The sequence below is a fragment of the Catalinimonas alkaloidigena genome, assembly GCF_029504655.1.
In the GTDB taxonomy this organism is placed as follows: Bacteria; Bacteroidota; Bacteroidia; order Cytophagales; family Cyclobacteriaceae; genus Catalinimonas; species Catalinimonas alkaloidigena.
Genome location: NZ_JAQFIL010000001.1, coordinates 1,140,296 through 1,164,924, shown reverse-complemented (window position 1 = coordinate 1,164,924; position 24,629 = coordinate 1,140,296). Strand labels below are relative to the sequence as shown.

19 protein-coding genes and 1 pseudogene are annotated in these 24,629 nt (G+C 43.4%); 6 read left to right on the top strand and 14 right to left on the bottom strand.

The features are described from left to right. Positions 1-78: 78 nt before the first annotated feature. The 4 genes from OKW21_RS04880 to OKW21_RS04865 form a co-directional block, all read right to left on the bottom strand. Entirely contained in the window at positions 79-2,250 is a 2,172-nt protein-coding gene (locus OKW21_RS04880; RefSeq protein ID WP_277477834.1) for a BatA domain-containing protein, read from the bottom strand. Between the two features lie 133 nt (positions 2,251-2,383). Further along, positions 2,384-2,869 carry a KdsC family phosphatase gene (locus OKW21_RS04875; RefSeq protein ID WP_277477833.1) on the bottom strand — a complete coding sequence of 162 codons (486 nt, stop codon included), beginning with the start codon at positions 2,867-2,869 and terminating at the stop codon, positions 2,384-2,386. 107 nt (positions 2,870-2,976) lie between these two features. Further along, entirely contained in the window at positions 2,977-3,978 is a 1,002-nt protein-coding gene (gene aroF / locus OKW21_RS04870) for a 3-deoxy-7-phosphoheptulonate synthase (protein WP_277477832.1), read from the bottom strand. Then, positions 3,975-4,982, bottom strand: a complete 1,008-nt coding sequence (locus tag OKW21_RS04865; protein WP_277477831.1) for a CBS domain-containing protein — start codon at positions 4,980-4,982, stop codon at positions 3,975-3,977. Before OKW21_RS04865 ends, aroF begins: the two co-directional genes overlap by 4 nt. A 93-nt stretch (positions 4,983-5,075) precedes the next feature. On the opposite strand from OKW21_RS04865, the gene OKW21_RS04860 reads away from it, so the two are divergent. Further along, the gene (locus tag OKW21_RS04860; RefSeq protein WP_277477828.1) at positions 5,076-5,945 is read left to right on the top strand and encodes a lysophospholipid acyltransferase family protein; all 870 of its coding nucleotides are present in this window, start codon (positions 5,076-5,078) and stop codon (positions 5,943-5,945) included. Between the two features lie 7 nt (positions 5,946-5,952). On the opposite strand, the gene OKW21_RS04855 is transcribed toward OKW21_RS04860, so the two are convergent. From OKW21_RS04855 to OKW21_RS04835, 5 genes are all read right to left on the bottom strand, one after another. Continuing rightward, the gene (locus OKW21_RS04855; protein WP_277477827.1) at positions 5,953-6,255 is read right to left on the bottom strand and encodes a helix-turn-helix domain-containing protein; all 303 of its coding nucleotides are present in this window, start codon (positions 6,253-6,255) and stop codon (positions 5,953-5,955) included. A 293-nt stretch (positions 6,256-6,548) separates the two neighbouring features. After that, on the bottom strand, positions 6,549-7,394 hold the full coding sequence (locus OKW21_RS04850) for a hypothetical protein (RefSeq protein ID WP_277477826.1): 846 nt from the start codon (positions 7,392-7,394) through the stop codon (positions 6,549-6,551). Positions 7,395-7,527: 133 nt separating this feature from the next. After that, positions 7,528-8,460 (bottom strand): hypothetical protein, encoded by a 933-nt coding sequence (locus tag OKW21_RS04845; RefSeq protein ID WP_277477825.1) that lies wholly within the window; start codon positions 8,458-8,460, stop codon positions 7,528-7,530. Between the two features lie 30 nt (positions 8,461-8,490). Continuing rightward, on the bottom strand, positions 8,491-10,095 hold the full coding sequence (locus OKW21_RS04840; protein ID WP_277477824.1) for a SusD/RagB family nutrient-binding outer membrane lipoprotein: 1,605 nt from the start codon (positions 10,093-10,095) through the stop codon (positions 8,491-8,493). A 10-nt stretch (positions 10,096-10,105) separates the two neighbouring features. After that, complete coding sequence (locus tag OKW21_RS04835) at positions 10,106-13,411, bottom strand: SusC/RagA family TonB-linked outer membrane protein (RefSeq protein ID WP_277477823.1); 3,306 nt, start codon at positions 13,409-13,411, stop codon at positions 10,106-10,108. A gap of 675 nt (positions 13,412-14,086) precedes the next feature. Here OKW21_RS04835 and OKW21_RS04830 point away from each other — a divergent pair. After that, positions 14,087-15,094 carry a retropepsin-like aspartic protease gene (locus OKW21_RS04830; RefSeq protein WP_277477822.1) on the top strand — a complete coding sequence of 336 codons (1,008 nt, stop codon included), beginning with the start codon at positions 14,087-14,089 and terminating at the stop codon, positions 15,092-15,094. Between the two features lie 124 nt (positions 15,095-15,218). Here OKW21_RS04830 and OKW21_RS04825 read toward each other — a convergent pair whose 3' ends face one another. Together OKW21_RS04825 and OKW21_RS04820 are read right to left on the bottom strand one after the other, a co-directional pair. After that, positions 15,219-15,848: a response regulator transcription factor gene (locus tag OKW21_RS04825; RefSeq protein ID WP_277477821.1), complete on the bottom strand. Its 630-nt coding sequence runs from the start codon at positions 15,846-15,848 to the stop codon at positions 15,219-15,221. Positions 15,849-15,887: 39 nt separating this feature from the next. Beyond that, a complete protein-coding gene (locus OKW21_RS04820) occupies positions 15,888-19,757 on the bottom strand; it encodes a PAS domain S-box protein (RefSeq protein ID WP_277477819.1) in 3,870 nt (1,289 codons plus the stop codon). Between the two features lie 323 nt (positions 19,758-20,080). Here OKW21_RS04820 and OKW21_RS04815 point away from each other — a divergent pair, with 323 nt between their 5' ends. Continuing rightward, positions 20,081-20,275, top strand: a complete 195-nt coding sequence (locus OKW21_RS04815; protein WP_277477818.1) for a hypothetical protein — start codon at positions 20,081-20,083, stop codon at positions 20,273-20,275. A 27-nt stretch (positions 20,276-20,302) separates the two neighbouring features. Beyond that, positions 20,303-20,485: a hypothetical protein gene (locus OKW21_RS04810; RefSeq protein ID WP_277477817.1), complete on the top strand. Its 183-nt coding sequence runs from the start codon at positions 20,303-20,305 to the stop codon at positions 20,483-20,485. Between the two features lie 112 nt (positions 20,486-20,597). On the opposite strand, the gene OKW21_RS04805 is transcribed toward OKW21_RS04810, so the two are convergent. The 3 genes from OKW21_RS04805 to OKW21_RS04795 form a co-directional block, all read right to left on the bottom strand. After that, positions 20,598-21,227, bottom strand: coding sequence for a hypothetical protein (locus OKW21_RS04805; RefSeq protein WP_277477816.1), 630 nt, complete (start codon positions 21,225-21,227; stop codon positions 20,598-20,600). Between the two features lie 71 nt (positions 21,228-21,298). Then, entirely contained in the window at positions 21,299-22,507 is a 1,209-nt protein-coding gene (locus tag OKW21_RS04800; RefSeq protein ID WP_277477815.1) for a BaiN/RdsA family NAD(P)/FAD-dependent oxidoreductase, read from the bottom strand. 78 nt (positions 22,508-22,585) lie between these two features. Then, on the bottom strand, positions 22,586-23,239 hold the full coding sequence (locus OKW21_RS04795; RefSeq protein WP_277477813.1) for a transglycosylase domain-containing protein: 654 nt from the start codon (positions 23,237-23,239) through the stop codon (positions 22,586-22,588). A 150-nt stretch (positions 23,240-23,389) separates the two neighbouring features. Between OKW21_RS04795 and OKW21_RS04790 the strand changes: the two genes are divergently transcribed. Both OKW21_RS04790 and OKW21_RS32680 read left to right on the top strand, forming a co-directional pair. After that, complete coding sequence (locus tag OKW21_RS04790) at positions 23,390-23,695, top strand: phosphoribosylpyrophosphate synthetase (protein WP_277477812.1); 306 nt, start codon at positions 23,390-23,392, stop codon at positions 23,693-23,695. A gap of 56 nt (positions 23,696-23,751) precedes the next feature. Then, positions 23,752-24,616, top strand: a pseudogene (locus OKW21_RS32680) (sterol desaturase family protein). Positions 24,617-24,629 lie beyond the last annotated feature (13 nt).

Sequence of the window (24,629 nt, the reverse complement as noted above, 5' to 3'; positions counted from 1 at the left end):
AAGAAGTGCTGCTTCTATTCAAGTGGCTGGCATTTGACTTGGTCGCTTTTTTTATAAAAAATAATGACTCAGCCTGTCCTACAGAAATCTGATGAGTAATATTTCCGTCAGCAAACATAATAATGCCATGAGCAAAGTATATTTCCAGAGTGCGGTATTGGTTTGCTCACTACGAATCATACCTGCAAATGCCTCTACATTTTCTGCTTCATAAATATTGACATTGGCGGAGTTCTCAAAAATATCCTCCAGGTCACTCACATCATACTGCATGATCAGTGACTCATTTTCATCAATATTGAAAGAAAGTGTCGTAAGGGGCTCAGGATTTCCCTCACCGGAAGCACTCTCCTCTACCCGCACAAGTTCGTAAAAGCCTGCCTGAATTACTCCCTGAGGAATTTCCATAAGCAGACGACCACTGATCATCCGCTGCGAGGGGATTACTTCTTCTCCCTCCCTGATAAGTTTATAAAGATACCTGCGGTCAGGACCATCAGATTGCTCATCTGAAGATTCATTGTTAAAACTTGCCGTCTCCAGGGCGATTACCGGATTATCTACATAATAATATAACTGATTGTTCATGGATTTGCTTCGGGATGCCAGCCGATACATCACAGGCACAAAAATCGCATGGCGGTGTATATTGGTAACAGGATCTCGTAATGGTGTGGAGAAAAAAGAAATCTGGTCAGAAGAGCCATTTTCAGCCATGATGTAGCGCTTACTGAGATTCAATAAATATGGTTCACCAGTACGATAGTTGAGTAAAGCTTCTCCCTGGAGATTGTGTTGAAGAATCTTCTCAGCATAAGGCATTACAAAGTTTTCAGTTTCACCTTCAAACATACCATCGTAGAAAGGATTCGCCATGTCCAGATTTGCGAGCGGAGGACGATCCACATCTACTGAGTCAGGAACTACGATGCGCTCTGCCGATATTCCTGTATTGCCGGTAATCTCAGACAGTAGGGATATATCACCACTGGAGGGGGGAATAAACATGATGTGCCCGCCCTGACTGATGTACTCGCGCAGGTAGGGAATAACCGCCCGGTTAGCCTCATCGCCTGTGTTCCCGATTTCGTTCATCACGATTAAGTCTGAGCTTTCTATCAGACTATAATCCAGGTTTCCCACTCCAAAGGACTGGAGATCAAATATGCTCTTATTAGCATAAACTTTGGCTACTGAGCTACTATCCTGAACGCTGAGTTGTTCAGATTTAATTTCCAGCACTGAAATTTTATCTCCCAGGTTTAGGGTAAAATAGAACTCATTGTCAAAAGTTACCGGATAGTCATCAAAAACGATCTGACTACGATTGTTTTGCTGCAGGGGAAAATTCAGGCTGAACCGTACTGTGCCACTGGCATCGGAAGGAATATTAAGGCTGGCGCTGGCTACCTGTTCTTCATTGATAAGCAGTCTGACGATCTGATCAGTTATGTCTTCGTTACCATCATTCTTTAGGGTTACCGCCAGTTCATTAGCCTCATCAGCCAGTACGAATGGGTTGGCCAGGTAGATAGAATCTACAAACACATTGGATTCAAAGCTGCTGCTGATAGGTACCAGTTTAATGTTATGGGTAGTATCTTCAGTAAATGCTTCAGGGTCACCAAAAGTAGAACGTTGAAAATCAGAGATCACATAAATATCAGCTTGCGCATCAGTCTCCTGTCCGAATGCACTGCTACTGATATCGCTTTGTATTTTATTCAGTATTTCACTACCGCTCCTGATGACACCGCTCAGTTCTACTTCAGCAATCAGTTCACTTAGTTCGTCACTGCTCTTGGGTACCCTTGAGAAATTACCAAACTCATTGGTCAAAAATTTATATTGCGTATTGCGGGGGTAGAGAGCAAGAATCTCTTCAATATAATTGACACCCTGATCTATCGCCCGTGCATTGGAACTCAATTCTGACGACATGCTCAGAGAATTGTCCATATAGATATAAACCATTTTTTCGGCGTTGTTGCCGCTATCAGCACTTTCTTTTCCCGGAAGAAAAGGCTGTGCAAAAGTGAGCACAAGGAAAGTGATAAAGAGTAAGCGGGCAAGAAGAATGAGCAAATGCTTCACCTTCAGCTTGGAAGTGGTTGTTTCTTTTACATTTCTTAGAAAAAAGGTATTGCTAAAATATACTTTTTTGGTCCTTCTGAAATTAAATAAATGTATAATAATGGGGATGCTCAAAGCCAACAACCCCCACAAAAACTGCGGATATACAAAACTCATTAGCGATAAGTTAGCGGTAAAGCTACGCCTCCGGAAATCATAGAGACGATTTACTATTGTAAAAAAGCATGAATCTCATGCTTATTGTTTTCCGATGCAAAAAAATCCTCATCAGAAAGATACAAATAAAATGCTAATCCAACAGAGGAAAATAAAGGTCAACTAATTCACGGAAGCAGGCATCCCCTCCTTTGCGGGAGAGCACGATTTTAGCTTCTTCTCTGATATGCGGAACTGCATCCGCCGGACAGGCAGACACTCCTACTTTCCTCATAATTTCCAGGTCGTTTATATCATCTCCCATAAAAAGTACCTGTGACAGCTCAAGCTTCAGCTCTTCTAGCCAGGAATGTAGCACTTCGGTTTTAGGGTGGTTACCAACATAGCAATATTTTACGCCCAGCATTTCCGCTCTTTTGGTCACCGTTCTTAAGCTACTGCTGGCACTCAGGAAAGCGATATGTATTCCTTTTTTGATCAGACGCTTGATGGCCATCCCATCTTTGGTATTGTATTTTTTGAATTCATCTCCATTCTCGGTGATGTATACACCTCCGTCGGTAAGTGTACCATCAATATCCAATACTATAAGTTTGATGTGGCGGAGTTCTAGGAACATGAGTTTAAAAAAGTTCTGGGTGCTTATAGTTTTTAGTGCGTTAGTTCTTAGTGTTATGGTTTTGGTCAGGATAAGAACCTTAAAACAAAGTGTTGCATCGCATTATACTATATAATTCTCCTTCCTATTGCTCCGGCAATGGGCTCAAGGGTGCGATACAAGGCACGGAACTCATCATGATTAAGTTGCTGCGCAGCATCGGACTTGGCGGTTTTAGGCGTAGGGTGCGTTTCTATCAGCAGCCCATCCACACCCATCGCTACACAGGCACGCGTCAAATCAGGAATACCGTAAGCAATCCCCATTGCATGGCTGGGATCAAGCACTACCGGCAGGTTGGTGTGTTCTTTCAGATAAGCTACTCCACATAAGTCTAAGGAGAAACGGGTTTTGGTTTCAAAGGTACGAATCCCTCTTTCGCATAGCATCACCTGCTCATTACCTCCGGAAAGAATAAACTCGGCAGCCTGTACAAACTCCTGCAAAGTAGCCCCGAAATGTCTTTTCAGCAGTACCGGTTTGTTCGCTTTGCCACAAGTCCTCAAAATCCCCTGATCATACATAGCCTTGGAGCCTACCTGTACAATATCCGCATATTCAATGACCGCATCTACATGGGTGGCATCTCTTACTTCAGTAATAATATTGAGTCCGTACTCTTCGCGTACTTCAGCCAGCATTCGCAGGCCTTCCATCCCTAATCCCTGAAAAGAGTAGGGCGAGGTTCTGGGCTTAAAGCAACCGGCACGCAGCGTAGTGATGTTCAGCTCTTTCAGTAAGTTCGCACTTTGGGTAATCTGCTCTTTGGACTCAATAGAACAGGGGCCGGTGATTAGCAGGGTATTATCATGAGCACCACCCAGTTGCACGTTTTTTCCTACCTGAACTTCCCGTACCTGCGCTCTATACTGCCTGCTCGCCAGTTGAATATCACTGCTCATCACAAAATATTCGTCGGCAACAGATTCCAGGGCAGCAGGAAGTTCCTTATCCGAAGAGGAGGTGATCAGCACATACTGACCGTGCTTTTTGTAATAAGCTGACCTGCTTTGCTCCGCAAGCTTAACCGCTTCAATTTCGTCTATATTTTCTTTCAGATGAATAATCATACTTCTCCTCTGATTAGGTTATTAAATGTTACCGCGCCGGTAAGTTGCTGGTTTGCGTTGACTACCGGCAAAAACAAAATAGGAAATGATTTACTGGTGACCAAAGCCAGCATATCAGAAATAGTGGCCTCTTCCCGTATGCTTATGGGTGTAGTGTTTACTACATCAGCCACACGGGTTTGGTTGAAATCTTCAATATTATTGAGTAACCCTCTTCTCACATCAGCATTACTCGCAATTCCAGCGAGTTTTTGGCTATTATCTGTAAACAAAGTAAAGCCAAGGTCAAAGCTTTCTATGGCTTGGAGCACTTCAGGGAAAGTGCAGGTGTTAATGTCCAGTACCGGAAGATTTTCTTTGTCAATGACTATATCTTTTACCTGGTAGTGAGAGCTTACGTCCTGCATTTTAAGTCCCATCAGGGCGGCGCCCATAGAGGTATGATTGACCAAAAAAGAACCGGATACCGCAGAATCTACGCCCATACTTCTCAGGATAAAAGAGACTTCATCATTCACTCCACCATCCACATGGATTTTCTTAGCGGGAAACATCTTTCCAAATCTGCGAATGCGGTTAAAATTGTCTTTCCGGAAGACACCTCCACTCTGGCCGGGCGTGGTCGTCATCAGCAGAATAAAGGAATATTGATCCTGATACTGCTCAAAAATTTCCAGCGGCGTATCTGAAACCACCGCCAGACCATACTGCGTACGGTTTTTCGGGAGGCTGAAATTTTTCCCTCGCATATCCTCATACTGAAATTGCACGTACTCTATCTCATGGCGTACAATCTGGTCCAGGTATTTCTCTGGCTCCGAAGAAATGATATGCAGGTCAATGGGTGTACCACTGATCTTCCTGATCTGTGCGATATCATCAAAGACTGCCGGATTATCGTTGCAATCAATATGAAAGGAATCAATATTAAGCGCATCCAGTTCTTTTACCAGTTCTTCCAGCGACTTAACTTTATTTGAATATAATGATGCGGAAATTTTCAATGCTTTATCCTCTTGCTTATACTTTTATGCTTAAATTTTATGCCGCAAAGTTCAGCATTTTCCGTTGATTACCTATAATTTCGCCTGCTTTTTATGATCTTCCTTAAACTCATATCGCACTTACCTTTTCCGGTACTCTATCTGATCTCAGACTTTATGTATTTTTTGCTGAGATATGTGGTGGGTTACCGCAAACAGGTAATTCTCAAAAACCTCAGCGCTTCATTTCCTGAAAAAACTGAAAAGGAGCTCCATCAGATCAAAAATCAGTTCTACCGTCATTTGGGGGATGTAGTGGTAGAATGTGTAAAAACCTTAACGATTTCAAAAGAAGACCTCAACCGAAGAGTACAGTTGCTTAATCCCGAAGCTATCACTCCTTTCTTTGAAAAAGGTCAGTCAGTCATCGGACTTTCTTCCCATCAGGGAAACTGGGAATGGATGTTGGTATCATGCAGCGCACAGTTACCCTTTCATATTGACGCTGTCTATATGCGCCTGAAAAACAACTTTTTTGACCAGCTCATGCGAAAAATCAGGGGCAGGTTCGGGGCCACGCCCATAGAAAAACGCACTTCTTTCCGAAGTATGATGCTACAAAAAAAAGTCAGCATTACCGCTATGGTAGCCGACCAAAGGGCAAAAAGCAGTCAGTATCAACACTACACCAGTTTTCTAAACCAGGAAACAGGCTTTTATGAAGGACCTGAACGTATTGCGCATAAGCTGAAGCGACCGGCCTTCGTGGTCAATATGAAGCGTATCAAGCGTGGGTACTATAGCATAGATTTCAAAGTGATAGATGCGCCTCCTTTCAGACAGGATGCGCATTATATCACTGAACAGTATGTGAGGTTGATTGAGGAGGCGATCCGGGAACGCCCTGCGGAATGGTTATGGTCACATAACCGCTGGAAACAAAAAAAGCAGGCACCAGAGATACCTGCTTCTACTAAAGCCTAAGCGGGCTTCAGGCATAAGCCTGCTCAGAAATATACTTGTATCCCATACGGGTAGGTTTTACTTCTTTCACTCTACCTTTGTACTTGGTTTCAGATTTCAGCTTGTCTATTCCACCTTTCTGGTACTCTCTCAGATAAGTAATCAAAGTGGTTTTTGATATCTCACAGATACGGCATATTTCATTATGAGGCAGGCCCTTGCTTTTCAGGTACAATGCTTCCATTTTTTGCTGGATACGGGCACTCGCATTGTGATAGCGTTCAAACTTGAGGGCTTCAACTTCGTCCTCTCTAAAATTAATTCTAATCATGGGCTGTGGTGTTAATTGGGTTAATAAAAAAAGTCAAAAATTGTATTCGTTTTTTTGAAGGTTACTTTACAAATATTGCGGTTTAAGACGCAAAACGCTATCCCCTACTTTGTGGTAATTTTTAGAACTCTTGCCAAAAACCAGGGTGATTATCTAACGATTTTACAAAATCAGACTGTAATTCGCTTAAAATGCTTGGCGCATTTGTTACGATGGGGCACAGCTTTTTTTAAGAATCAGAATTTTAGTTCGTTTTAATTCTGGAAAAACCAGCTTCCTCTCTATTCTACTGCTTAGGGCTGAACTTCCGACTCATAAAACTGCCAGAGACTGCTTAGCCCTTCCCTGCTGTCTGGTTTTACATTTGATTTCTTCATAAAATCCCTGACCGCCTGGCGTTGTGAGGGCTCAACTGCGTTTAGTACATCTTTTCGCCTTTTAATTTCAGTAAGTTTAGCATCCTGACATACATAAAATATGTCACGCTTATGAATTTCAGCGCTTCTTTTTCCCATGTCCAAACCTTCTACATAGGTGGGTTCTTTGATATAAGCTTCTGTTTTTAAGAGTAAGGTGTCTGAGCCACTATAAATTAGCTCTAGGAAGCCTGACAAAGCAGCTCCTGCATAAGTAAACCGCTGTCCATTGATGAAGGTCTGCGTTTTGTCTGTCTCACTATTTTTCCACATAAATAAAGTGAGTAGTTCTTCTCCGACCACTTTAATTTGTCCGTTCCAGTCAATCTCCAGTAACGCATTTTCAACATCATATCTTAATGGATACCTGGCTGACTTTCTTCCGTCTTTCATTACAAAACTACCCTCCTGCCAATTTTCGCTGAGATAGTAAGTTCCCTCTACCTCCGGGGGAGGAAGCTTCCTGCCAATCATGAGCTGATGGCTGTCAAATGTACCCTTCTCCAAACGGAAAATTCCAGACTCAATACCCGGATCAAGTTGCCCATATGCCGAAGAATAAATTATTGCGACAATTAATAAGGATAAAAAGGTTTTCATGATGCTCAAATTTGTATTGAAAAGAAAAAAGGAAACTCCGGGGCTTCCTTTTTCAATATTTGATTTGAACTTGTCAAAGCTAATCAGTAGATAAATATCTCCTCGTTGCGATAGCTTAGACATAGTTTTCCATTATACTACGGTACAAATGGGCTGTGAGACACAAGCCCACGGCTATGCCCTGGTCTGTGAGACACAAACCAGAAATGTACCGTAGTATAGTTTTCCATATAACTTGTCTGACAGGCAGATATGATTATTCATCTGGTGTCAAGGTAGTTGACCACACGTCCCCAAACGTATTATTACCTTCCAGTTGAATACTACCTGTTGTAGGGTCATACGTGCCGGTGATGGTGACTCCACCTCCAAATATATCATTAAAGGATGCTGAAAGGGTGTTGCACACGTCTGTCAGCGTACGCTTTTCTTCACTATCAGCGCCGTATACGTCATACCATTCAATGTAAATTCCACCGTAGATATCACTCAGCGCATATTCACCGGGAGCTTCTTCGGTTAAGGTAACTTCATATGTATAACCTTCCAGTGGAACCGTACAACAGGGATCGGTAGAAGTAGCATCCGTGACCGCGGTATACGTCCCTTCAGGAATTTCGGAAGGACAGGATACACTCCAGGTCACATTACAACCTCCAAATGAGGGCTGTACCGGTTCCTGACATAAGTCTGAGTTCAGGGCGGTGGTCAACCGTCTGCCGTCAGCGGTATTAATTGGGAAAGTAAGGTTGAAATTATCTCCCACCTCAAGGTCTTTTACGGTAAACTCCGGTTTAAACGCCTGAATTGCGGCAATTACTTCTTCAACAGTAACAGTTACTGTAGAAGGAAAGGTGTTAACCGTTTTGAGCAATACAGGATCATAAGCCAGATCAGCAGGATTACCTTCGGCATCAGTAGTGGCGTCTTTCTCTGTAAAAGTCAGTTCAATATCTACCGTGTTTACATCGGTCTCATCAAAGCCATCTACGTCTATTTCAAATTCTACCTCCTGCCCTTCCAGGGCATTCAGCGCGTTGAAAAAAGACTTCTCTTCATTGACATCTATGAGCGTAATAGCTCCAACATTTTCATTCAAATTGGGGATATTTCCCCATCGCTCTTCTTCACAGGCATTCAAGGAGACCAATACCCCTATACAAAGTGCTACTATATTATATTTCTTCATCTTAGTTTCATCTTAGTGGAAAATTTGGCTTCAGTTGATATCCCAAAATATCGGTGTGTCCAAAGCCGGAGGAGGTGATGGCGCGTTACTGTTGGTATTTAACTCAGTGATAGAGTAGGGCAAGCGCAATGGAAATGGAGCTGCCGGAGCAAGGCTATTTGGCAAATCAGCAGGAAAACCGGTTCTGCGGAGATCGGTAAAAGCTTCCATACCATTGCCAAAGAGTGAATAATATTTCTCTTTGATCACTACATTCAGTTTGAGATTATTCCCCTCTGCATCACTAAACTCCTGTAGACGATCAGCGACATAGGCATCAATGGCATCTTCATCCATAGGCTCGGCATCTTCATCCAGTGCCAGGCCTATTGCCTCTACCTTTCCCATGGAGGCACGTATCCCTTCTTCCAAATAGGCTTCTACGGTTTCACCTACTGTTACGCCAGGCAATGTAATTTTAGCTTCTGCCAGCATAAACGCCCGCATAGCATTGCTGAGGTAGGGAATTATGCCTGCTCCTTGTCCACCATCACCCTGACCGGCTTCATCCCGCTCATTATCATCATATTCCCCACCAATCGGATACACCCCAAAAGTAGCCCTGATCTCATTGTCACCGGGGATGCCGGAAGGATCTCCGTGATCCCTGCCGATGTAGCCTTCTCCCGCTTCCCCCAAGTCAGTAGCGCTGAGCAGCCCGTATACACAGTCGGTACGGTTACTACAAGGGGTAGTCTCAAAATCCAGCTCGTCATCACTTCCCTGGCGGTAGATATAAAACGGCAGACGAGGGTCTGCTTTTTTGATCAGGTTATACATAAAATAGTTGCTCATGTAATAATCCTTATCTCCATCCACATACTCTATCTGATAAAGTGGATGGCGATTGTTAGGTGTCAATGAACTGGCAAACTGAAATTCGTAGTCATCTGCATTGTCGGTAATCAAATTCCCTCCACTGATCAATGTGTTGATACCAGTGGTTGCTCTCTGTGGATCAACTAATCTGAGGTTCAGATAAAGCCTGAGTTTGAGCGTATTGGCAGCCATTGTCCACTGCTCCAGGTCACCTCCATAAATCAAATCCCCTTCCAATGTTAGGGTAGACTCTTTCTCCAGATCAGTCAGGGCTTCATCTATGAGCGTGAGGAGCGCATCGTAAATGGTATTGGCAGAGGTAAACTCCGGAGAGCGTACTTCTTCTCCGTTTAATGACTCAGAGAATGGCAGGTCCCCCCACAGATCAACCATAATGGAGTAGGTATGGGCTTTCATGATCTTTGCCACGCCTACATAGTTCCAGGCTTCCTGCTCAGTTCCCTGCTCAATGACTTCCTGCATTTCCTTCAACGAATTGGCAAAAAGCCCATCATAGTCATTAGAATAAGTAGTAGGGTCCTGAGTGTACTGGCTTTCACTGAGGTCGTAAATCTGCCGGGTAAATACCATCGTATTTTTGTTGATGTCTCTTGTCATACGAAATGCCTTGGCTGACTGAGCCGCAGGTAAAATCAGGTTCAATGTACCATCCTGCGGATTATTGGGGTCCTGGTTGATATCCAGCCAATCTTCACCACAGGCGCTGAAAACAAAGATGAGCAGTACTAATAATGTATATTTGTTTATTGTTCTCATGTCTATGCCTTTAGAAAGTTAAGCGAAGGTTTACTCCAAAACGACGGGTAGTGGGAATTACGCCAAAGTCTATCCCCTGAGCGTTTCCTGAACCATCTGAGCTAGCGCCCAGGTTTTGCACATTGCCCGCACCCAGAGAGCTTGTCTCAGGGTCCAGGTTCAGGCTTTTAGGGAAATTATAGGCTTCGTACCACAGGTTGCGGCCGGTAAACGCAATACTGGCAGAGCCGAAGGGCGTTCTTTCCAGCAGTCCGTTGGGAAGTTCATAAGAAAGGGTAACCTCTCTAAGGCGTATCGTAGAAGCATCAAACACCGCAAACTCTTCCGGACCGGCACTTCCAAATGAATTGATAAAAAACCAGTCGTTTACCGTTAGCTGCGTGCCATTCTGAATCACCTGTCCGTTCTCATCCAGTACGGCTTCCTGTGAGCTGGGGTCGCCTAATACTCCCGGAATAACCAAAGTTACTTCCCTGCCTCTGGGGCCATCAGGTATGGTTTCGGTAGTCAGTCCGCGACCAAATATCTGCGTATAAGAGTCTGAATACATATCGCCTCCCTTACGCCAGTCAACCAACACATTGAGTGAAAGTCCTTTCCAGCTGAACGTATTGGTTACGCCCAGGATAAAGTCAGGATTAGGGTCACCGATAATTTCAAACTCTGTCTTTTCAATCAGCTTACCGGTGCCGGGATCTACCAGCAACTGGCCATCAGTATGGCGTGCTGCCACTGAACCTAAAATCTGGCCATAGGGCTCTCCCTCGCGATGTACGATCCTGACAGCATTACCAAAACCACCGACAAAAATCTCTGTCAGGCCATTGCCTATTTCGTCTACTGTATTTTTGTTTTTGGTAAAGGCAGAGAAGATGTTCCAGCTAAACCCGCCACTGGTACGAATTGGCGTAAGGTCTAATCCCACTTCAACCCCGGTATTACTTACCTGACCTATATTCGCGATAGATGTCCAGTATCCGGTAGATGGAGCCACATCAATAGGCACGATCTGATCCCTCGTCCAGCGATCGTAGTAAGTGAAATCAATCCCGATCCGGTTATCCAGCAGCCTAATTTCCGCCCCCACTTCAAACTCTGTAGTAAATTCAGGTTTTAAGTCAGCATTACCTATCTGATTGCTCAAGGACTGTACATTCACACTATTAAAGGGATATTCCAATCTGGCGATGTTATTTCCTAACGCGGAATTAGTCACAAACACGGTACGGGTCAGATAAGGGTCAAGGTCGTTTCCTGAGGTAGCCAAACCTGCTCTTATTTTTACGAAATCAAGAAAGCCTGACTCTATCTCCAGCGCATCAGTAAGTACAAAAGAGCCGCTCACCCCTGAGTAGAAAAAGCTCCGCTCATCTTCGGGCAGTCCTGAGTGCCAGTCATTACGCCCTACCAGGTTCAAAAATGCCCAGTTTTTATAGGACAGCCCCACATCGGCGAATAGCGCCTGATAGCGGACTCTTTCAAAACCCCCACGATTAGGGATCACTGTTTGCAGATTGTCCATATCATGAATTCCCCTGACAATGATACCGGTACCCTGAAAAGATTGTCTTTCTATTGTGCGCTGATTCGCATTATGTCCGGCAATTACCTTCAGCCCAATGTCCTCTGTGAGATTGGTATTTGCAGTCAGAAGAAGGTTGCCATCTATTTCGGAACGTGCTATATCATCGGAGGTCATTAGCCCTACCGGCCACTGGCTACTACCTGCCGGAATTACATTCAGCCGACGGTCAGTGTAAGCATTAAATCCTGCCTGATATTGTACGGTCAACCAGTCAGTGAGGTCATAGCCTACTGATACCTTACCGTAATAGCGGTCTACCTTGGAAGTGTGAGGAGCATAACGTGCCAACCAGTAGGGGTTGTCATTATCAGGGCGATAAAATGCACTGTTTCCTTCCGCATCCTGTATAGGATAGCCTGCTACATTTACATTGGGTGGCGTAAAAAGCAGGCGCTCGTTGACACTGGTACCAGCGGTTCCCAAACCTGTGATGGGAGGAGAAGTGAGGTCAGTATTTACATAGTTAATACTTCCATTGATAAAGATTCCGTTCTCCAAAGTTGCGTTACCTCCTACATTGACGCTGGTACGTGTCACAGAATTGTTTGGCACAATTCCTTCATTTGTCGTTCGGGAAGCACCGGCAGTAAAATTGGCTTTTTCGTTACCGGCAGAGACCGTTACCGCATTTTCAAAAACATATCCATTCCTGAAAAATGCCTCAGGTGTATTATATCCCTCAATAGGAACGGTAGCCTCCACCAGATTAGGAAAACGATCAGGATAGCGATCGTAAGGGTGCGCTACTAATGCCCTCCCCTGATCATCGGTACCCAAAATCAGGTCTGCGTTTAAGGGATTCTGCCAGGCGGGATGGTTGGTATCAAAGGGAGCACCCCAGGTACCAAAATTTCCATCTACATATTTAAAGTTGTTGCCCTGCATATACTGGAATTGGTAATCGGGCAAATTTGACACCTGTTCAACGGAGTAAGAACCATTATAAGTTACTTCCAAGCCTTTGCTTGTACCTTTGCGCCCCGCCTTGGTCGTAATAACTATCACCCCATTCGCCGCTCTGGACCCATACAGTGCCGAAGCAGCCGCTCCTTTAAGTACAGTCATAGACTCAATGTTATTAGGATCAAGGTCAAAAGAACGGTTGGAAGAAGTAGTTCCTCCCTGAGAAAAGCTTCCTGTCTGAAAGGTAGAATTGTCAAAAGGCACACCATCTACCACAAATAGCGGCTGGTTGTTACCTAGTAATGATGAATTTCCACGTATGGTAATATTCGTCCCGGCAGCGACCGCCCCACCCCCACCAATGATGTTAACGCCTGGTACTTTTCCCTGTAATGCCCTAACCGGATCAGGCTCTGCCTTTTGTGCTATCTTTTCACCATCAAGGTCAGTTACTGCATAGCCTAGGGCTCTTTTTTCACGCTCAATGTTTACGGCAGTAACAACAACTTCAGAAAGTTGCTGCGCATCAGAATTTAATACGACATTGATTTCATTGCGTCCGTTTACCGGTACATCCTGCGAGACATAACCGATGAATGAAAACGACAATGTGTTTTTTCCTTCCGGAACGTTGATACGATAGTTACCATCTATATCAGTCACAGTTCCAATGGTAGTCCCTTTCACGATGATGTTTACACCCGGCAGCGGGTTTTCATCCTCCGAAGAAGTTATCTTACCGGACACTGTGGATTGGGCCATCAGTGAAAAAGCACTAAAAACCCCTGCAGCCAACAGTATCATTAGCATGTAGAATTTTACTTTCATATAAAAAAATGTTTAGTTGAGGTAAGCATCACCTGTTTTGAAATGAGCTGTTCTTTTGTAGGAGACAGTATCAGTTTTCACAGTAGTGTGATGATTTTTAACAATTGAAATTCAATATTTTACAAATTTTACAAAATAAAACAGGCTTACCCATACCCCATTTTAAGGGTTTTTTGGAAGGAGAAATGAAGTTCAAAAAATCAATTTGAAATGTTACTTTTTAAGATAATATGAGTGAGTTTATAAAGGTCAGTCGTATGTTGTACAAGGAGAATATTATTGGTAATCCGCTTTTGTGATTCCTCCTGTTTTCAGGTCAGAAATTTGACTTAATGAGAATGCACAAAAAATTTCAAGCCTCAAAACTATACTTCTGCCTAAGAAATTTATCCCCCAGACATAGGTAGACGTCTTTCACTCATTTCTGGTCATTTGCTTTCCAAGCTTACTGATTAATGCCTTTTGGTTGCTCATTATACCTATGCTTGGGGTAAAAATAAACTTGTATTTATACCGCAAAAGAGGGGGCAAAAACGGGCATATTCTTTCTGTGAGATCATTTTGTGACTATCCGCCCCCTAATCCGGGTGAGACCTGTAATACAAGATTCCCCAATATGAAGCGATAGTATGCCAGCCCGTGTGCATGTATTTTGATATCACAAAATTCACCCACATGAGCATAGCATTAACCCTCCCCAGAAAATGGATGCTATTCATCCTGAGCTTTATCATTGTACTCCAGACTAAGGCGATGACTGAGCCAAACAGTAAAATATTTAGCTTGTTAAATGGCTTGCCATATACCGAGATCCCATTTCGCTTAATCAACGACCTCATCATCGTACCCGTAAATATCAATGGAGAGAAAGACCTTAATTTTTTAGTAGATACAGGTACCAACTCACCCGTGATTTTGCACGAACGTTATGTAAAAGACCTGGAACTTCACTTGGGAAGAAAAATACATTTTCAGGGTGCAGGCCGTGGAAAAGCAGTGGAAGGCACTGTGATCAGCTGTATTAGCATACAAGTGGGGGACGCTTATGCCAAGCAGATGGGGGCGGTTGTTCTGCAAAATAACCCATTGGCACGGTTAAAACTTAAGGGAACTACCATCCATGGCATCATTGGAGCTTCATTGTTCCGCAGTTTTGCTGTAGAAATAGACTACCTCACCCAAGTCATCCGCCTACATGAGGGCTCTGGCTTTCTGGAAGAAAACACTTTTTCACCTCACCCTATGCAGGTGGTGATGAGCCGACCTATCGTCCGGTCTGAAGCCCGATGGAATGATGAAATACATATGCTAAATTTGATGATAGACACGGGATTTAACCATCACCTGCTCATTTATGACAATACTTCCATAGAGGAAAGTTCGCCAAAATTTGAGCGGCTGGGGTTTGGCTACAGTGGGAGTATCACCGGAAGTAGTAGTAACTTACCTATGCTGAAGCTTGGTAAAAGAAAGCTTTTTAAAGTAAATACTTTTTTCCCAACCTTTAAGGCATATAAGGCCGATGAAGCTACTATCTCATACCGTGATGGCATCATAGGCAATGCGCTCCTGAAGCAGTTTTGTGTGGTACTGGACTACGCCCACAATACGTTTTACATCCGAGAGCACCTAGGCTGGAGCCCTATGCTGGTAAAAGATGAAGCTCGCCAAGAGCAATTATGATAAGAATTGGATGGGCGGCCATTTTATACCAGCAACAGCTTCTGGACAAGCTTTCTAAGCTTAAACTAAGTATTCAGGTTTTTTATTTAACCAAAGTATAGCAATACTGCTGTGTATAGGACAGCTAAATCAGGCGATCTCTGAGCGCCTTTTCTATAGCATCAGCTTTACTGTTTACCTGGAGCTTGGTATAAATATTTTTGATGTGTGACTTGATGGTTTCTTTATGCACAAAGAGTTCATCGGCGATTACCGTATAGCTTTTCCCTTTGGCTAACAACTCCAAGACTTCAGTCTCACGGGCGGTAAGTGGTGAGTCTGTATTTTTCTGGAAGGACTGCACGACCATACGAGCGATCTGGCTGCTCATAGGCGCACCACCTTTCTGAACTTCAGCGATGGCATCCAGGAGTTTGTTATGTCCGGCATTTTTTGTGATGTAACCCGAAGCTCCGGCACATAAAGCCTGAAAAACCAGTTCACTATTGGCATGAACGGTGATTACAATGATATTGACTTCAGGCAGCTGTTTTTTGATACGACGCGTACCCTCTACGCCATGCATCCCTGGCAGTTCCAGGTCCATCAAAATGATGTCTGGTCGGTCTTTTTTGAGGTTTTTTAGTGCGTCTTCACAATTGTCATAAGTGCTGACAACCTGGTGCTCGCTCACACTGTCAATGAGTAAGGCAAAGCCATCCCTCACCACCTCATTGTCTTCAACGATGGTTATTCTGTTCGTATGGTCATTCATAGTCTGTATACGCTCTTACTAGTGTAACGTAAATTCTTCCTATTTAGCCTCAAGATTGACTAACCCAAATTGGGTGATTTTTTTCTTTAAAACTACCGATGTGCCATCTTTTGCTATAGATTGAATATCAAAACGGGCTTTTATCTTGCTGGCACGGTCACGCATATTTTTTATACCTCGGAAGTTATTCTCATTTTTGAAGGAGAACCCCTGACCATTGTCTTTGACCTGTATGCAAAATGATTCATTATCTACATAAAAACACATGCTCACACAGCTTCCGTTGGAATACTTGAGTGCATTGGTAAAGGCTTCCTTAAAAATCAGTACCAGCTGACGGCTCCAGCCAGAAGGTAATTTTAAACGTATGTCTTCATCTTCCTGGTCAAAGCTGGCATAGAAGTTAATACCGGTATTGTCAAATAGCTCCTCTGCAAAATCTTTCAGGTTAAAATACACTTCCTTTAAGTTATCATTTTTAGGATCAATTGCCCAGATAAAATCCCGAGTACCACTGAAAAGATTTTTAGATGCTACATCAATTTTGTTAAGCAAAGTTTCTACGCCATTGCTCTGTTGCCCCAGCTTATTCTGGATAATCTGAGAGAGTACTGAGATACTGGCCAGGTTGTTCCCCATCTCATCATGGAAATCCTGCGCTACTTTTTTACGAACCTTTTCAATCTCTTTGGAGAGCTCCACCTTTTCAGTTACATCACGGCTGGAAGAAATGAAATTGCGCAGCTCTCCATTTTCGTCAAAAATTGGTTTCAGGAAGGTTTCATACCAACGGTATTCACCACTTCCATCCAGGAAGCGGACTACCATTCCTTTGCTGTGTTTTAGCCGGACCACCTCTTCTTTCAGCTTAAGGTAGCCCTCTACATCATCAGGATGCAGATAGTCCATACTGGACTTGCCAATAATATCTTCCGGCTCGTGGCCGGCCACTTCAAAAATACGAGGCGAGGCATAAAAATAGATCAGGTTCAGCGACTGCAGGGTAATGATATCCTGGGTATTTTCAATCAGGAACTTATAGCGGTCTTCACTGGCCTTAAGGGCAAACTCTGCTTTTTTGCGTTGGTCTATATCTACCAAACTACCATTGGTTCCGATGATCTCTCCATCTTCGTCATACTCAATTCTGACTGACACCTTTGCCCAGAACTTATCACCATCTTTACGCGTCATGCGAAGCTCAGCCTCAAAGTAGGGCAGCTCCTTGGCGATGATGGACTCAAAGACCTGAATATAACGTTCTTTTTCTAACTCAGGCCCATATAGATATTTTGTGAACTGCCTGCCCACAGACTCAGCAGACTGGTAACCCATGTATTCCTGCCAGCGGTCATTTAGGAAGGTAAGCCTTCCTCGGGTGTCAGTCTTGAAAATAATTTCCCGCAGGTTATTCACCAGCTGACGATATTCTCTTTCCCGCTGAGCCAGTTTCTCCTGGTCAAGTTTGCGTAGTTCAAACTCTACCTCAAACTTTTTGTTGGTAAGCTCCAGTTCGGCAGTTCTTTCTTTTACCCTTTTCTCCAATGAGCTATTCAGTGCCTGTATCTCACGTGTTCGCCCTTTTACTTCCAGTTCCAATTGTACTCTCTGTTCACGTTCACGTCTTAAATTTAAGAAGATATACAGACGAATCAGGAGAATGGAGAGCAAGAGACAAATCAGATAAAACCACCAGGTCTGCCAGTACGGTGGATTGATTATAAAAGCATAAGTTACCGGCTCCTCTGACCAGACTCCTCCCGGACTTCTTGCCTTTACCTTAAAAGTATACTCCCCGGGAGGTAAGTTGGGGTACACTGCTTCTGAGCGCTCGGTTGCCGGAGACCAGTCTTCTTCGTAGCCTTCCAGTATAAAGCTATACATCACCTGTTCCGGTTTGTCAAGGCTTACTGCCTTAAAGGTAAACATGAGGTGATTGTGTTTATAGGACAGACTCAGTTGATTAGGTATGCTATACCAATTACTCACGGAATCGGTAAAGCGTTTCCAGTTGGTATTTTCATAGAACAGTCGAAGCCCCGTCAAATGCGGTCTGATCTGCTCAAAACTCTCCTGCTCTTCCTGAAGGTTATAGCGGTACATACCGTTGACAGTACCAAACCAGACGCTTCCATCATCCTCTTTGAGGATGGCATTGGCATTGGCTTCCACCCCCAGAAAGCCCTCATTTTTTCCATAGTGTTGTAGCTTGGCGAGGCTACCATCCTCATAAAAAAACAGGCGGTTGATCCCTCTCTGTGTGCCCAGCAGTAAACTTCCATCATCAGCAAAAATCATAGAATAGATCAGGCTACCGGGGATATCGTAGAGCTTGTTCAAGTGAAGTACTTCTTGTGTTTCCGGCTGATAACGAAATAACTGACCATTCACTGTGGCTATCCATAACTGCCCTTTTTGGTCCTGCGCAAGGGCGATGATATGCCCCTGATCAAAGGTCTCAGAAGATAAAAACAGGGAAACACGCTCTCCTCTAAGCTGATAAATGTTTTTGCCGGAAGCAAAGAGGTAGGCATCATCTTTCCAGGCCTGCATGATCATAACAGGCTCATCAAAAGCTTTACCCTGATCGTCCATCAAAGGATGAAATGCTCCATTTTTCAAATAAACGACTCCGCTCTTGGTGCCAAACCACATGCGTTGGTCGCTGTCCCTGAAAATAGCATAGACTGCCGCTGAGGGCAGCCCTTCTTTCTCACCAAAGTACGCAATAGTTTTTCCGTCATAGTAATTCAGCCCGTTGAAGGTACCAATCCAGATGCCGCCCAGACTATCTTCTCCCAGGCTGGAGACAAAATTACTGCTCAGCCCATTTTCTACGTTAAAATTGTCAACATCTCGTTCATGTAAGAAGTCTACTCCTCCACCATAGGAACCAAACCAGTATCTATTTCTGCTGTCTTTCATGACAGCCATAAAGGTTTTTCCCCTTAACCCTTCTTCGTGCCTCAACTTGGTAAACAGCCTGCCTTTAAATTTGTAAAAACCATCACCAAAAGAACCAAACCAAAGATTTCCTTCATCATCCTGGTAAATATCTCTAACGATTGAACCCTCAAAAGCAAAACTCTTATGATCAATTTCAGCACTTTCCGGATCAAAGCAATAGGTGCCGCCGGAGGTGCCTACCCACATCATTCCTTCTCGGTCCAGAGACATTTTGAAGGTTCGCCCGATGTCTGGTAAATCCAGCGGAAACTTTTGAAGCTGCGCGCTGGCTGAATCATATGTGAGAAAGCCATAGTACACACCAGCTACCCATAGTCGCTGTTGATCGTCAAAGATTAGGTCTGCAAAATGAAAGTCCTGATGAGGGCTGGAAGCTCTATGTATAAGCTGTCCATCCTCAAGCGTGAATAAATTGCCCTGATAGGTAGTCAGCCAGGGAAGTCCCTGAGCGTCGATGGCTACGGCAGAAATATGCTCATCGGTAAGCTTACCTTTATATTGAACATTATTACCGTAAAATACAGCCAAGCGTTGTTCTGACAGGATCAGGTTCAACTGACCTTGCTGATCCTTAAAGATGAGGTTTACTTTCAGTACCTGTCCACTACTGTCAGTAATTTCAAAATTATGAAATGTAGCACCATCAAACACAGCAAGCCCCTGGTTATTGCCAATGAGCAGTGAGTCGCCATACTGATACAAGTCATAGACTTCAGTCCCGGCAAGGCCATCCTGTAAACCATAGTTAACAAATTCTTTGCCATCAAAACTACTCAGTCCGCCGGAAGTTCCCACCCATAGATTTCCGTAATGATCCTGCAAAAAGCAGTTAACAGATGATTGAATCAAGCCGTCCTCAACTTCATACTGAGAGAAGCTATAGCTTTGGGGATAAGCAAGTGTACTCCACAGGGAAAATATGATAATCAACACATATCTCATAAGCAGCTAACTGATACTGAACAGTTTACTAAGATATGGATTCCTGAACTAAGCTTTAACCTTATGCTAAGAATATCAATGCTTTGGGAAATTTTTAGAAGCTATTCATATAAAATTCCCCCACTTTGGGGGAGTCTGGGACATGCAAGCATAGTGCTTTCATTGAAGTGCTTACCCCAACAATTGCCCAATCTCGGTGTTTAAAAAATCTAATCATTAATTTCATACTGATGAATATCAACGCCATTCGCCGGGAACTGCTCCACGGTCAAAATAGGTCGCTGAAGAGAAGGTGACAGATTGCATTGCTTTCCAGCTTTGGAATGCTTGACTTTATCATCATCTCTTTTTACCAGTTGGGTATGATCCGACCTATGCCTGATTTGCCCGGAAGAATATTTGACTCCGAGAAAGCTAATGGCGCTAAGGACGCTTACGTAATAGGTGTACCTGATGGCCCAGTCAGCCTGCTACTTTATGCGCTTAATATTGTGCTGGCTTCAGCAGCTGGCAGTTAAAAATCCGGCCGTCATCCTATTTTTGACGTGCTACTGGGCGGTATTATTATCAGTTCGGTAGCAGGAGGCATCAATTATATGATCAACATCATCTTTAAGCAGAAGAAGGCATACACGTATTGCATTGCCGGTGCCTTGCTCAATATTGCCATGCTCCCTCCGCTGATCCCCGAGATGAGACAGAGCATAAAAAAGCTTTGGGGAAGGTAGTGTTTTAATATTTCATGCGAAACAAAGTGCTGAGCAAAGACCGAGTGAAGCATTGATCACGAAGCTAGGTCTCGGGACAGTAGTTGATAAGCATTCGCAAACCTTGAAGAAGTTATTGTTTGATATAACTTTCTTCTTTGATACGAAATAAACTGTTAAATTTTTCTATGTACTTTAACAGATTGTTTGCTCCATTTGGGTCTTTTTCGAGTTTTTGATACAAATCAGGATTATCTCTCAAAATAATTTTTAATGTTTCTATCGTTAGCGGAAAAACATCTCCATTACTCATATCGAGCACAAAATAACTTCCTATAGGTATGGTCCCTATTAATCCCCCTATTGCCCAGTTTGTCTTATTTGAGATTTCTTCTGTTCCTCTGAAATACGCGTATCTGCCCAGGTGAAGGATTTTACTGAATCTTACTATCGTTGATAGTGTATAATTTTTTGAACTGATGTAAAGATTATTTCCATCATAGAAGCCCCAAAGTCTACTCTTCGCATATTCTTTCCTTTTTATTTTAAAAGGGGCTTCAAATCTAAGTAACGTAAATGGGACAAAAAGTCGGTCTCTAGAATTATCAGCTTCTACTATGCTTACTGATATTCCTGGAATGGGTCTATTTTCTATAAAACTGTAAAAACTGGAATATGCACCTACTTTAATACCTTCAGTCTGAGCAAAAGCGGGTGAAATGAATTTGAAAAGAAAAGTGACAATAAGTACCCTGAAAGCCATAGAATAGCATTTTCACGAAGTTAAAGCCCCAAAAATACTATATTATATCCTATTAGTTATAATTATTCAAACTAAATCATTTCAGAAATCAGCCAGGCAGTAGACCAGCAGGACTGAAAGTTAAACCCACCCGTAAGGGCGTCTATATCCAGCACTTCACCACTAAAGTAGAGCCCGGGGAAGCGTTTGGCTTCCATGGTTTTCAAGTCTACTTCAGCGAGTGCCACTCCCCCACAGGTGACAAACTCTTCTTTAAATGTGCTTTTCCCTCTAACCTCAAAGCCAGCCTGCATTATCTCCACGGTCAGCTTGTTGATCATTTTGTTGGGCAGTTCTCCAAAAGTAAGATCAGGATTAATGTCCAGAAAACTTAATATGCACTCCCAATAACGCTTAGGAATTTCTTCTTTTTGAAAGTTCTTAACTTTGCGACCGGGATGAGTGGCTTTAAAACTGAGCAGTTCTTCACGAAACTGCTCAAAGTTGGATGTAGGGAGAAAATTAAGCTGAACATTAAACCGGTACTTTTGTTCCTCCATCCACCTGGCTCCCCAGGCTGAGAGCTTGAGTACAGCCGGTCCGCTCAACCCCCAGTGGGTAATCAGTAAGGGGCCCTGTTCTTCTAATTTGGTTCCGCTAATTCGTATGCTCACATCACCGAAGCTCATCCCGGACAAGCCCTGCAGCCGGGAATCTTTGATATTAAAAGTAAAGAGTGAGGGCACTGCTTTCTCTACCGCAAGTCCCATCTTCCCCAGTATCTTCCAAACCGAAGGAGCGGAGCCGGTCGCAATGACCAGTGCATCGGCTTCTAATGTTTCGCCCTGCTGAGTTTCTACTTTCCATCCCTTCTTAGTCTGCGAGAAGCCTGTTAGCCCACAGTTTTTTCTGATCTCCACCCCCGTTTCATGGGCTGCCTCCATAAAGCAATCTATAATAGTCTGGGAAGAGTTACTGACGGGAAACATCCGCAGGTCCGCTTCAGTATGTGTTTTTACGCCGGATTTATCCAGCCACTCCACCATATCACTGGTAGAAAATGATTTAAAGATGGAATGTAACTTCTTTTGTCCACGGGGATAAAACTTCACAAGATCGGAAGGCTTGGACCTTGCGTTGGTCACATTACAGCGTCCTCCTCCCGAAATCTTGACCTTGCTCAGCACCTTATTGGTCTTTTCCAGCAATATAAGCTGATAATCAGGGTGTTTACTGGCAATATTAATCGCTGTAAAGAAGCCGGAAGCCCCCCCACCGCACACAATAATTTTTTTACTCAAAGCTTATGATTTCAAAATAAGCGCAAAGGTAGGTACATAAAACGCATTCTGAAAATTGGAAGTGGCAGAACGGTGAAGTTAATCTCTGTCGTAAAACTGATCACTGTTATCCTGGGGGGTATACTCTCCCTTTAGAAATCTGTTGACTCGCATCACCCTAAGCTCGTGCTCTTTTGGCTTCTTCTTGATGTTATCTCCATTGGGGCGACGTATCATGGCTACCAGCGAGATGTATTCGTCTTCACTCAGCTCTTTAAAAGTTTTGTCAAAATATACCTGAGCTGCATCTTCAAACCCTCTGATATGCTGCCCCTGATAAGAACCAAGATAGATGTCATTGATAATCAGTAACATCTGTGTATCCTTGGTAACAAGGGGGTCAAATGCATAGCGGGTGATGAGCATCAGCTTGATCTTATCCCAGCCTCTTTTAAACCCATCAAAATAATAAAACTTGCACAAGCCCTGGGCGAGGGTAGTTTTTCCTGCTCCCGGAGTTTTCAGGTCAATGCCTTTATGCTCATAGAATTTAGGGTCCTGCACGGATAAAAGTATATCAATCTGCCGTTCAGTAAAGTCAGCCAACTTGAGTTTGATCTTATCTGAATCTATGATGCTTTGAACTATACGAGGCGTTTCATTACGTGCTTCCAGTACTACAATTGTATAATAACAGGATGTAATGAGCAGTACAAACCCGAGCAATACAGCAGTTCTTTTGATGAATAGCATGATGGTTAGTTTTCTACTGCTTATAATTTAACGAAAGATTGACATAAGACTTCACGAATTTGCCATAAATTCATCTTTTTTCCACCCTACTTAGCCATATTTATTCTCAACAAAAGCTATATTAGGATAGCTTAAACAATTAATATCATTATGAAAAGTTATGACACTTTGCAGGAAGCTATCAAAGCACTACGCACTGAAGGCTATCAACACGATTTTAACCTGGAAAAAGATAAAATCTACTGTAAACACCTAAACATGTACTACAGGCCCAAAGAGTTTGAAATTCAGGAAACATACCGCTTTGAAGGTATGAGCAACCCTGACGATAATGAGGTACTCTATGCGATCAAAACCAGTGTAGGAGATAAGGGTATACTGGTAGACGCTTATGGAGCTTATGCTGAGAGTATTTCTCCTGAGATGCTGGAGAAGCTGAGGTTTAAACCCGAGTAGACTATTGGATATCCTATGATAGCTCCAGCCATAGGATGATCTAAGACCTAAGCCTTATGGAATCGCTGATTAATTTCTTTACCGAAATTCCCACTAGTTTCAGAGCTTCACTGTTGATAGGGGGGATTGTTTTCTTCTGGGTATTGGAAGGAATATTGCCTTTATTCCGCTTCCGCTACAAAAAAGTGCGACATGCAGGGCTCAACCTTTTCTTCACGCTCACCACTATGATCATCGGCTTTGGCCTGGCCGGAGTACTCCTCTGGGCTTCTGATTTTACTTCTTCCCGCCAGATCGGATTGTTATATCTGGTAGATTTGCCACTCTGGACACAAATTGTAGTGGGGGTGTTGCTCCTGGATCTGATCGGCGCTTACTTTGTTCACTGGCTGGAGCATCAGGTGAGGTGGATGTGGAAGTTCCACCTGGTGCATCATAGTGATACTACGGTAGACGTGACTACCGGGCTACGCCATCATCCTGGAGAGACAGTTTTCCGCATTGGCTGTTATACTCATTGGTGCGCCGATAGGGATTGTCATGCTATATCAAAGTCTCTCGGTACTGTTTGCTCATCTTACCCATGCTAACATACAAATGCCGGAGAAGGCTGACCGGCTATTCTCCTACATATTTATTACCCCAAATATGCACAAGGTGCATCACCATTATCAACAACCGCTTACCGACTCCAACTACGGAAATATTTTCGCGTTTTGGGACAGGATTTTTGGTACTTATCGTAAAGTAAAGCATACAAAAATGCTAAACTATGGCATTGATACCCATATGAAAGTAGTAGAGCATGACCGTTTATCTAATTTACTTATGATTCCTTTTCAGCCGTACCGGAAGCATCCGCCGCTAATACATGAAAAAATAGAAAAACCCATTAAAGCTAAGCTCCAGGATGTAGAGTAGCTAATGTTTATAG

Excerpts from the sequence above, each read along its gene's own strand:
- OKW21_RS04835 (WP_277477823.1), bottom strand. The coding sequence starts at position 13,411 with ATGAAAGTAAAATTCTACATGCTAATGATACTGTTGGCTGCAGGGGTT.
- OKW21_RS04860 (WP_277477828.1), top strand. The coding sequence starts at position 5,076 with ATGATCTTCCTTAAACTCATATCGCACTTACCTTTTCCGGTACTCTAT.
- OKW21_RS04880 (WP_277477834.1), bottom strand. The coding sequence starts at position 2,250 with ATGAGTTTTGTATATCCGCAGTTTTTGTGGGGGTTGTTGGCTTTGAGC.
- OKW21_RS04790 (WP_277477812.1), top strand. The coding sequence starts at position 23,390 with ATGAAAAGTTATGACACTTTGCAGGAAGCTATCAAAGCACTACGCACT.
- OKW21_RS04845 (WP_277477825.1), bottom strand. The coding sequence starts at position 8,460 with ATGAAGAAATATAATATAGTAGCACTTTGTATAGGGGTATTGGTCTCC.
- OKW21_RS04820 (WP_277477819.1), bottom strand. The coding sequence starts at position 19,757 with ATGAGATATGTGTTGATTATCATATTTTCCCTGTGGAGTACACTTGCT.
- OKW21_RS04825 (WP_277477821.1), bottom strand. The coding sequence starts at position 15,848 with ATGAATGACCATACGAACAGAATAACCATCGTTGAAGACAATGAGGTG.
- aroF (WP_277477832.1), bottom strand. The coding sequence starts at position 3,978 with ATGATTATTCATCTGAAAGAAAATATAGACGAAATTGAAGCGGTTAAG.
- OKW21_RS04875 (WP_277477833.1), bottom strand. The coding sequence starts at position 2,869 with ATGTTCCTAGAACTCCGCCACATCAAACTTATAGTATTGGATATTGAT.
- OKW21_RS04840 (WP_277477824.1), bottom strand. The coding sequence starts at position 10,095 with ATGAGAACAATAAACAAATATACATTATTAGTACTGCTCATCTTTGTT.
- OKW21_RS04850 (WP_277477826.1), bottom strand. The coding sequence starts at position 7,394 with ATGTCTAAGCTATCGCAACGAGGAGATATTTATCTACTGATTAGCTTT.
- OKW21_RS04855 (WP_277477827.1), bottom strand. The coding sequence starts at position 6,255 with ATGATTAGAATTAATTTTAGAGAGGACGAAGTTGAAGCCCTCAAGTTT.
- OKW21_RS04815 (WP_277477818.1), top strand. The coding sequence starts at position 20,081 with ATGCTTGACTTTATCATCATCTCTTTTTACCAGTTGGGTATGATCCGA.
- OKW21_RS04830 (WP_277477822.1), top strand. The coding sequence starts at position 14,087 with ATGAGCATAGCATTAACCCTCCCCAGAAAATGGATGCTATTCATCCTG.
- OKW21_RS04805 (WP_277477816.1), bottom strand. The coding sequence starts at position 21,227 with ATGGCTTTCAGGGTACTTATTGTCACTTTTCTTTTCAAATTCATTTCA.
- OKW21_RS04795 (WP_277477813.1), bottom strand. The coding sequence starts at position 23,239 with ATGCTATTCATCAAAAGAACTGCTGTATTGCTCGGGTTTGTACTGCTC.